This is a genomic window from Priestia sp. SIMBA_032 (assembly GCF_046535215.1).
Lineage (GTDB): Bacteria > Bacillota > Bacilli > Bacillales > Bacillaceae_H > Priestia > Priestia aryabhattai.
Map to the genome: position 1 here is coordinate 1 of NZ_JAWRXD010000663.1, position 272 is coordinate 272.

The 272-nt window shown below is 42.3% G+C and carries 1 protein-coding gene; it reads right to left on the reverse strand.

Annotated elements, in window-relative coordinates; translation table 11 throughout:
* On the reverse strand, positions 1-272 hold a 272-nt coding region (locus SB717_RS35910; RefSeq protein WP_410907756.1), incomplete at both ends, for a zinc-binding dehydrogenase.

The following is a 272-nucleotide window of genomic DNA, read 5'->3' on the forward strand; positions in this document are numbered from 1 at the left end:
GTATAAGTTGCGCCCAATTCTTTTGCAAATGCCAGTTTTTCTTCTGTTACATCGCAGGCAATTATTGCTGCTCCGGAGGTCTCTCTCAAAATTTGTATAGCAACGTGCCCAAGTCCTCCTACTCCAATCACCACTACATATTCATCTGGCATCAGTTTAGGAAGTGATCTTTTTATTGCTGAATAAGGTGTTAACGCTGCATCTGTTAGAGGTGCCGCAATCACAGGGTCTAAATCAAAAATCGGAACCAATAATCTTGAAGACGGAACCAG